We start from the raw sequence: 8,870 nt of genomic DNA on the forward strand, positions 1-8,870 counted from the left end.
TCTTCAAACCAGGCGCGGATGTGTCTTGTATGACGCACACTATCGACAATTAAGGTCACCCGTTCACTCAAATCATTGGAAAATCGCAATGTCGGCAAAGCGTTGATCAATAATCCACGCGCCAACTGAGTACTGGAGGCCATTTCAGCTGCGACTGCCTGGCGGGCATTCTGAATCATAAAATAGCCAGCGGCGACAAAGTTGAATATCAGGATCAAGGTTACAATGATCAGTAAACGCAGTTTCAGGCTCATGTCGGGTCAGTTATCTCGCTGTGATAGGCTAAGGCCTGTTGAACTTTCATAGCCGACATTGTTGTGACTATGAGAAATCAAATTGACCTACAATTATCGCACATCATCAAATCAGGACTCTGTAAATGCAAGCGCAAAGCAATCAACAACTTTTCCTTCAGGCTCAAAAACATATCCCCGGTGGCGTGAATTCACCGGTACGTGCATTCAAAGGTGTCGGCGGTGATCCGGTATTTTTCAGTAGCGCAAAAGGTGCCTGGCTCACCGATGTGGAAGGCAAAAAATATATTGATTATATTGGCTCCTGGGGTCCGATGATTGCCGGTCATGCGCATCCGCAAGTCATTGAAGCCGTTCAGCAAATGTGCGCAAACGGATTGGGATATGGCGCGCCCACCGCTATTGAAACCGAGATGGCCGACTTACTCTGTGAACTCGTGCCGTCTATGGAAATGGTCCGTATGGTCAGCTCAGGTACCGAAGCGACGATGAGTGCGATTCGTCTTGCCAGAGGCCATACAGGTCGTGACAAAATGGTTAAATTTGAAGGCTGTTACCATGGTCATGCTGACTCCCTTTTAGTTAAAGCTGGTAGTGGGGCATTAACATTGGGCGAACCTTCATCCGCTGGTGTCCCCAAAGCCATTGCAGAACACACCATTACCCTGCGTTACAACGATATGGAATCTGTCAATCAGTGTTTTGCGGAAATTGGCGATCAGATCGCCTGCATCATTGTCGAACCGGTTGCTGGCAATATGAACTGTATTCCACCGATTCCGGGGTTTCTCGAAGGCTTACGCGACGTCTGTGATCAATACGGCAGCCTGTTAATTTTTGATGAAGTGATGACCGGTTTCCGGGTCGCTTTGGGCGGTGCACAGCAGCATTATGGAGTTAAACCCGATCTCACTACGCTGGGTAAAGTAGTTGGCGGCGGCTTACCGGTAGGGGCTTTTGGTGGACGCAAAGATGTGATGCATTCGATTGCGCCTCTGGGTCCAGTCTATCAGGCAGGTACCTTATCCGGTAACCCGGTCGCTATGGCCGCTGGGCTGGCCACTTTGAAACTGGTACAACAACCCGGTTTTCATGATCGCCTCAGTCAACAGACTGCCAAACTGGCCAATGGCTTGAAACAAAAAGCCGATGCAGCCGGTATTCCAATGAGTATTAATTATGTTGGTGGCATGTTTGGCTTTTTCTTTACCGAAGAAAACAACATTGAGTTTTTTGAACAGGTCACCCAATGTGATCAGGAACGTTTTAAAAGGTTTTATCACGGCATGCTGGATCGCGGTGTTTACCTGGCACCTTCTGCTTATGAAGCGGGCTTTGTTTCTGCTGCACATGGCGATGATGAAATTGAAGCCACTCTGGCAGCGGCAGAACTGGTTTTGGCGAGCTTATAAATGAATACGCTGTACTGGCATGATTATGAGACGACTGGCACCGATCCACGATTTGATCGGCCATTACAGTTCGCCGGGGTACGTACCGATGAAGATTTGAATATCATCGGTGATCCGTTGATGATTTACTGCAAACCGGCAGCCGATGTATTACCGCATCCAATGGCCAGTCTTATTACAGGCATCACACCACAGAAAGCACAACAGGAAGGTCTGACTGAGGCCGAATTTATCAAAACGATTCATCAGGAATTATCTCAGCCGGGTACCTGTGGGGTGGGCTATAACAGTTTGCGGTTTGATGATGAATTTACCCGCTTTGGCCTGTTTCGTAATTTTTACGATGCTTATGCCCGTGAATGGCAAAACGGTAATTCGCGCTGGGACATTATCGATATGGTGCGCCTCACCCGTGCTTTGCGGCCTGAAGGTATCGAATGGCCCAATCGTGAAGACGGCCAGCCCAGTTTTCGACTGGAAGCCTTAACGGCAGCAAACGGGATTGAACATAAGGGTGCACATGATGCGTTAGTGGATGTGTATGCGACCATCGCCTTGGCAAAACTGATTAAAGATCGTCAGCCCAAGCTATATGACTATATCTATCAGTTACGCCGAAAACAGCAGCTCGCTCCGTTACTGAACCTGCATCAGGCGGATCCGGTTTTGCATACCTCACGCATGTACCCTTCTGAATATTGTAATACGGCATTGGTGGTGCCAATAGCCAAAGAACCCAATAACAACAATGGGGTGATTGTTTATGATCTGCGCCATGATCCCTCGGCGTTACTGGAGCAGGATGCCGATACCATTCGGCAATGGTTATTTACGCCCACTAAAGATTTACCTGAGGGTGTTTCGCGTCCGGCATTAAAAACTGTGCATATCAATAAGTGTCCGGTCATTGTGCCGGCAGCGACGCTGGATGATGCGGCTGCCGAGCGGCTGCAGATTGATCGGGAATTAAGTCATCAACATCTGCAACTATTACGTGAGGCGGGTGAATCATTACTGCAAAAATTGCAGGCCGTGTTCAGTCAGAAATCATTTGATGAGATTGACGATGTTGATGCCAGTTTGTATGGCGGCGGTTTCTTTGATGACAGCGATAAAAACAAAATGACCCTGATTCGCGAAGCAGCCCCAGATCAACTGGGCACGTTATCGATTCCTTTTAACGATTCGCGATTACCGGAAATGCTGTTCCGTTACCGGGCGCGTAACTGGCCCGAATCGCTAAATGAAAGTGAAGCGGAACAATGGCAACAGTTTTGTCGTACCAAATTAACCGCAACAGCATCGCCTGGACTTACCTTTGAAAAATTTAACGCCGCATTAGCGGAGTGTCGGCAGCAAGCGCTCACCAAAGCCCAACAGCAAACTTTGGACGACTTGCAACGCTATGTCACCGAGCAACAAAATGCATTAGGAATTAACTGAACAGATTGAACAGCCGCGTATGATTTACAATGTGCGCATGTCGACTACTGCCAAAATCCTGCTCACCACGCTTAATGCCCGCTATATGCACTCGGCATTTGGTTTGCGTTATTTATATGCCAATCTCGGTGAGCAGCAATCCGCCGCCGAACTGATCGAATTCACTATTCAGGAACAACCGCTAAGCATTGCTGAAAAATTGCTTAGCTATCAGCCTGAGGTTATCGGGTTCAGTGTGTATATCTGGAATGTTAGTGAAATTGAGGCGGTAGTTGGGCTGTTAAAATCGATTAAGCCTGAAATTCGTATTATTCTCGGTGGCCCGGAAGTCAGTCATTCACCTGATTTACCGAAGCTATGTGATCTGGCTGATTATGTGATTGCTGGTCCCGGGGAACAGGATTTTCGTGAGTTGTGCGAAAAATTACTGCAAGGTGAACACCCACAGACCAAATATATTGATGGCCGCGCCACCCCATTAGAGCAACTGGTTCTGCCTTATCTTTTTTACAACGATGAAGATATTCGTAACCGGTTGATCTACGTTGAAGCTTCCCGTGGCTGTCCGTTTAAATGTGAGTTCTGTTTATCAGCTTTGGATAAAACCGCGACGGCATTTCCACTCGATGCATTTCTCACTGAAATAGATCAGCTGTGGCAGCGCGGAGTGCGAAACTTTAAATTTATCGACCGTACCTTTAATCTGAAAATCACCACCAGCATTGCCATTCTGGAGTTTTTCCTGGAACGCATGAGCGATGATTTATATCTGCATTTTGAAGTGGTGCCGGATAATCTGCCGGATAAATTGAAATCAGTTTTACAAAAATTTCCGCCCAACAGCCTGCAATTTGAAATTGGTATTCAGACCTTTGACAGTGAAATTCAGGAACGTATCAGTCGTAAGCAAAACAACGATAAAAGCAAAGACAATATTCGTTGGCTGCGTGAACATAGCGGCGCGCATTTACACACTGATCTGATTTTCGGTTTGCCCGGCGATACGCTGGAAAATTTTGCAGACAGCTTTGATCAATTAATCGCCCTTAATCCACATGAAATTCAGGTCGGCATTCTCAAACGCCTGCGTGGCGCGCCATTGAACCGGCATAACGAACCCAGTGATTTACGCTTTCATCCTCTGCCGCCGTATAACCTGCTCAGCAGCCGTGAAATCAACTTTGCCACCATGCAACGGGTCAATCGTTTTGCCCGTTACTGGGATTTAATCGGTAACTCGGGACGGTTTATCAATACTTTGCCGTTGCTGCTTGATGAGCAACCGTTCTGGCATTTCATGACCTTGTCAGATCAGATTTATCAGCGTACTGGTCAAACCGCTAAAATTGCGTTGAAACGTCTGTTTGAACTGATTTATGTAGTGCTGACCGAAGATATGCATCACCCGGCAGAATTGGTCAAAGATCATCTGCGACTGGATTATGCCCGAGCTGGACTCAAAGGTCAGCCGGATTATGAAGCGCTGCCTACCTTAAATAAACCTGCCAAACTTGGTACAGCCAATAAACGGCAGCGGTTTCATGCTTGAGTTTTACAATCGGCCTTAGCTGGGAACTACATTTAGATGTTGGGTTTCGACCCTCAACCCAACCACCAAACTTTTTACAATGAAAGCAGTTTCAAGATCCTCCTAATCCCCCTGTTGTGCTGACGAGTAGCACAGTTTTGTCTGGATCACGGACAGCCACTGTTTGAGCAAAGCGAGTTTAGCTGGACGCCAGAGAAAGCGATCAACGCAGTGAAGCCGCAGGCCAGCACAAGGGGTGCTGTACGAGTTAAGAACATAGGTAACAAAAAAGTTCAGATACATAGGTAACACATTGTTTTAATCATGAGCATCAACGATGGAGGTGCTCATGCCTTGGCGAGATGTGAAACCGATGGAAGAACGTATTTTGTTTATTGCAGATTATTTACGTGGTGCGGGCGGTAGTTTCAGTGAGCTATGCCGACGCTATCAAATCAGTCGAAAGACCGGTTACAAGTGGGTACAACGTTATCAGAAGCAAGGGCTTGATGGTGTCACCGAGCTGTCACGTCGCTCCCACCACCATCCTGAAGCTATACCTTTTTCGATAAAACAGGCCCGAAAAAAATACAGGCGAGTCTTAAGTTGCGGTTCCCCACGCTGGAGCCTCCGTCATTAACGACAATTTATAATGTGCTCAACCGAGCAGGTCTGATTGATAAACGTCGCAAGCGCCAACGTGTAGCCCCTTATCGCGATCCATTTCAATCAGTGACAGCGCCTAATCAAGTGTGGAGTGTTGATTTTAAAGGTCAGTTTAAACTGGGCAACGGACAGTGGTGTTATCCCTTAACGGTTATGGACCACCATAGTCGTTTTTTACTGGCTTGCTGTGGTTTGGAAACGACGGCTACTGAGCCGACCAGGCGTTGTTTTGAGCACATCTTCAGAGAGTTTGGGTTGCCTCTGCGCATTCGCAGCGATAATGGTGTGCCATTTGCCAGTAAAGCGGCTGGCGGTTTGTCTGCGTTAAGTATTTGGTGGATAAAGCTTGGGATCCATCCTGAAAGGATCCAACCCGGCAAGCCACAACAAAATGGTCAGCATGAGCGTATGCATCGAACGCTAAAACAGGCGGTAACGCAGCCTGTCAGTGAGTCAATGGCCGCACAGCAGCAACAATTTAAAGAGTTCAGCAACCTGTATAACCATCAACGGCCACATGAATCTTTGCAACAACAAACACCAGCCTCTCACTACTCGGCATCAGGAAGAGCCTATCCTGAGAAGTTAATGGAAATGCACTATCCGGACTATTTTAGTGTGTTGAAAGTCACGCATACCGGTGTAGTCTATTGGGGCGGTGGACAAGTTTATGTGTCTCACTTATTACGCGACGAATACATCGGCATGGAGCAAGTCGCCGATGGCGTATGGGATTTATACTTCGGCCCCATCAGGCTTGGTGGTTTTGACCAACGTAAGGTTGGAGGTGGAATTACAAGTTATTGGACTATTCGGGTGTAACCCATGTAGTTGAATTAAACTGTTACCGATGTATGTGAATCGTACACATGCCTTTTCTTTTGGTTTGTTTTCTTTGGGCATGCAAAGAAAATGAACTCGACGTTAAGTCGAAAAAGTCAGCTTTAGGTTATTTATTCGTAAGCTCAACGCCATACAGCAAGCCTCGCAACTCACATTAAACATCATAAAATGAATTAAACTACCGCACTATGAACTCAGATCAATCATTTACTCCCAGCCCCTGCATTGGCAAATGCGGTCTTGATGCACAGGATGTCTGTCGTGGCTGTTTCCGGACAATGGATGAAATCCTGCGTTGGGAAAATATGAGTGAAGCAGATAAACAGTCCACCGTAGTGAACTGTAAAACAAGGCGGCAGATGCGCGCTCATGTTCATAGACGCGCTTAAAGAATTAACTTCGCCAGTGTTTTAAACTCAGCGTGGCTGGCATCGCCAAGCCATTCAAACAATACTGACTCCACGTTACTGACCACCACCCCAGCATGGCGCATCCGTTGTATTGCATTGTACTGATTGGCTTTTGAGCGTGAGCAGACACCATCTTCCGCCACATACACACTATAGTTTTCTGATTTTAAGGCTAAAGCGGTTTGCAGAACACAGATGTGTGTTTCCATTCCCAGCAGGATGACCTGTTTTCGACGTGTTGCAGCAAGTTGATAGCGGAAATCCTCAGATTGCATGCAGGAAAAACAGGTTTTTTCTATGATGTTGGTGCCGATCGGCAAATTATCCTGTAATGCAGACTCTGTTGGCCCCAGACCTTTTGGATACTGCTCTGTGGCAATGACCGGAATATTAAGCACTTTCGCCGCGGTCAGTAAGATTTTTATCTGATTGATCAGACGTTCACGCACCCCATCGGGCATGGCCTGGGCCAATTTCTGTTGTACATCAATTACCACTAAAACACTGTTTTCAGAATTTGCCATCATGGCAATAACCCCTCCTTAAGCTCTGGGTTCCAACCACTGATTAATTTGCTCAATATCATTCAAACTGACTATCCCGGCGGCTTGTTTAAGTCTTAACGTATTAACGACGTATTCATAACGGGAACGTGAGTAATCACGTAACGCGCTGAATAGCTCACGACGGGCATTCAGAACGTCTACTGTAGTACGCGTGCCAACTTGAAATCCGGCTTCAGTAGACTCCAATGCTTTTTGATTTGAATATACGGCCTGTTGCAGGGCATTTACCCGACTGATGCCAGACATCACACTGTTATAGGCGGCACGTGTCTGTCGCATAATAGCGCGACGTTGCTCTTCTTCATTTTGCATCGCCTCATCCAGGCGAAAGCTGGCTTCGCGGGTTCTGGAACTCACTACGCCACCGGCATATATCGGGATATTGACCTGTAAACCTAATATTCTCTGATGGGTTTTATTGCTGCCGCTCAGGTTACTGTCACTTTGTGAGGTATAGCCTTTCTGGGCCACTAAATCCAGCGTCGGATAATGGCCACTGCGTTCAAACTCAATATTCTCACGGGCAAGATCGACATTGCTGCCAGCGGCGAGTAAAACCGGATTCATCACAATCGCCTGCTCACTCCACTCATCAATACTTTCCGGCTCAGGCTTTACCAGTGGAGTGTCATCTTTAAGCTCAGCTAACTCACCAGGATATTCACCGGCTGTTTCACGCAATGCTTCACGGCTGTTAGCCAACAAATTTTCAGCTTCAATGACGGCCGCATTGGCCAAATCATAAGCAGCTCTTGCCTCACTGACATCGGTAATGGTTGCCAGACCGACTTCAAATCGTTGATCGGCCTGTTCAAGTTGTTTTTCAATTGCTTCAAGTTCTGCCAAAGCAAAACTCAGATCATCTTCTGCCCCCAAAACAGCAAAATAACGTTCGGCTACCCGAACAATCAGTTCCTGTTCAGCGAATTGATAATTGGCTGCAGCGCCTTCAATGGCAATATCTGCCTGACGTGACTGTACAAAATTATTACGGCGGTAAATCGGTTGCACCAGACTCAAGGTATAACCATGATCGTTATACTCACTGGTACCACCAAACCGTTGAGAAGAACTGTCTGTCCATACCTTGCTGTTATTCGCCACCATATCTACTTGCGGTAAAAAGGCTGCATCAGCTTGATCAGCTAACTCCCCCGTGGCACGTTGCGCTGCAGCCTGGGCCATTAATATCGGATCGCTTTGTGCCGACAAATTATAAATATCGACAAGATCCTGAACCGCCAGGGCCGGTCGACAAAATAATGTCGCAAACAAACTAACTACAAACAGCGCTTTCATGCTCAATCCTTAATAAACCTTCATACTGGAGTCGATCTCCGCCGCCCAGGCATTCATACCACCATCCAGATTTATGACGTCAGAAAAACCTAACTGTTCAAGATATTGTCCGACTTGAGCGCTGCGTTGCCCAGAACGGCAAATCAACACTATCGGACTTTCTTTCGCCATTTCAAGTTCACCCACATGTGCCGGAATGCTGTTCATTGGCATATGTTGAGCGTTTTCCAGCATGCCATTGGCAAGCTCATGCGCTTCGCGTACATCAATCAAAATGGCCTCCTGCGCATTTTTCTGCAGAAATTCATCCAATTGTGTTGCTGACATTTGTTTCATAACAAGATCTCTACATTAAAAGGTAAATTCAGGTTTTGTTTCAGCGTGCACCATCGGCGCCACCACTGTTTCAAATAAATTTTCGGTTTGCCATTGCCACTCATCTGAACGGG

At 46.9% G+C, this 8,870-nt stretch carries 9 protein-coding genes and 1 pseudogene; 6 read left to right on the top strand and 4 right to left on the bottom strand.

Annotation, left to right across the window (positions count from 1 at the left end):
- Window positions 1-254, bottom strand: a pseudogene (locus B3O33_RS02735) (histidine kinase); the annotation flags it as partial.
- A gap of 125 nt (window positions 255-379) precedes the next feature.
- Between B3O33_RS02735 and hemL the strand changes: the two are divergent.
- From hemL to B3O33_RS02765, 6 genes are all read left to right on the top strand, one after another.
- Window positions 380-1,666 (top strand): glutamate-1-semialdehyde 2,1-aminomutase, encoded by a 1,287-nt coding sequence (gene hemL / locus B3O33_RS02740; protein WP_292362117.1) that lies wholly within the window; start codon window positions 380-382, stop codon window positions 1,664-1,666.
- On the top strand, window positions 1,667-3,109 hold the full coding sequence (gene sbcB / locus B3O33_RS02745) for an exodeoxyribonuclease I (RefSeq protein ID WP_292362116.1): 1,443 nt from the start codon (window positions 1,667-1,669) through the stop codon (window positions 3,107-3,109).
- 19 nt (window positions 3,110-3,128) lie between these two features.
- Window positions 3,129-4,658 carry a B12-binding domain-containing radical SAM protein gene (locus B3O33_RS02750; RefSeq protein WP_292362879.1) on the top strand — a complete coding sequence of 510 codons (1,530 nt, stop codon included), beginning with the start codon at window positions 3,129-3,131 and terminating at the stop codon, window positions 4,656-4,658.
- 328 nt (window positions 4,659-4,986) lie between these two features.
- Window positions 4,987-5,277 carry a helix-turn-helix domain-containing protein gene (locus B3O33_RS02755; protein ID WP_292362114.1) on the top strand — a complete coding sequence of 97 codons (291 nt, stop codon included), beginning with the start codon at window positions 4,987-4,989 and terminating at the stop codon, window positions 5,275-5,277.
- A gap of 14 nt (window positions 5,278-5,291) precedes the next feature.
- On the top strand, window positions 5,292-6,125 hold the full coding sequence (locus B3O33_RS02760) for an integrase core domain-containing protein (RefSeq protein WP_292362113.1): 834 nt from the start codon (window positions 5,292-5,294) through the stop codon (window positions 6,123-6,125).
- Between the two features lie 209 nt (window positions 6,126-6,334).
- The gene (locus B3O33_RS02765) at window positions 6,335-6,535 is read left to right on the top strand and encodes a DUF1289 domain-containing protein (RefSeq protein ID WP_292362112.1); all 201 of its coding nucleotides are present in this window, start codon (window positions 6,335-6,337) and stop codon (window positions 6,533-6,535) included.
- Here the strand turns inward: B3O33_RS02765 and B3O33_RS02770 are convergent.
- The 3 genes from B3O33_RS02770 to B3O33_RS02780 are packed head-to-tail and all read right to left on the bottom strand — an operon-like array spanning window position 6,532 to window position 8,757.
- Window positions 6,532-7,083, bottom strand: a complete 552-nt coding sequence (locus tag B3O33_RS02770) for a hydrolase (protein ID WP_292362111.1) — start codon at window positions 7,081-7,083, stop codon at window positions 6,532-6,534. The two genes, B3O33_RS02765 and B3O33_RS02770, sit on opposite strands and share 4 nt — an antisense overlap.
- A 15-nt stretch (window positions 7,084-7,098) precedes the next feature.
- Window positions 7,099-8,421 (bottom strand): TolC family outer membrane protein, encoded by a 1,323-nt coding sequence (locus B3O33_RS02775; RefSeq protein WP_292362110.1) that lies wholly within the window; start codon window positions 8,419-8,421, stop codon window positions 7,099-7,101.
- 9 nt (window positions 8,422-8,430) lie between these two features.
- Entirely contained in the window at window positions 8,431-8,757 is a 327-nt protein-coding gene (locus B3O33_RS02780) for a rhodanese-like domain-containing protein (RefSeq protein WP_292362109.1), read from the bottom strand.
- Between the last annotated feature and the right edge of the window lie 113 nt (window positions 8,758-8,870).

The sequence above is a fragment of the Methylophaga sp. UBA1464 genome (assembly GCF_002325665.1).
Lineage (GTDB): Bacteria > Pseudomonadota > Gammaproteobacteria > Nitrosococcales > Methylophagaceae > Methylophaga.

Coding starts and splice junctions, on each gene's coding strand:
- hemL (WP_292362117.1), top strand. CDS start 380: ATGCAAGCGCAAAGCAATCAACAACTTTTCCTTCAGGCTCAAAAACAT.
- sbcB (WP_292362116.1), top strand. CDS start 1,667: ATGAATACGCTGTACTGGCATGATTATGAGACGACTGGCACCGATCCA.
- B3O33_RS02750 (WP_292362879.1), top strand. CDS start 3,129: ATGATTTACAATGTGCGCATGTCGACTACTGCCAAAATCCTGCTCACC.
- B3O33_RS02755 (WP_292362114.1), top strand. CDS start 4,987: ATGCCTTGGCGAGATGTGAAACCGATGGAAGAACGTATTTTGTTTATT.
- B3O33_RS02765 (WP_292362112.1), top strand. CDS start 6,335: ATGAACTCAGATCAATCATTTACTCCCAGCCCCTGCATTGGCAAATGC.
- B3O33_RS02770 (WP_292362111.1), bottom strand. CDS start 7,083: ATGATGGCAAATTCTGAAAACAGTGTTTTAGTGGTAATTGATGTACAA.
- B3O33_RS02775 (WP_292362110.1), bottom strand. CDS start 8,421: ATGAAAGCGCTGTTTGTAGTTAGTTTGTTTGCGACATTATTTTGTCGA.
- B3O33_RS02780 (WP_292362109.1), bottom strand. CDS start 8,757: ATGAAACAAATGTCAGCAACACAATTGGATGAATTTCTGCAGAAAAAT.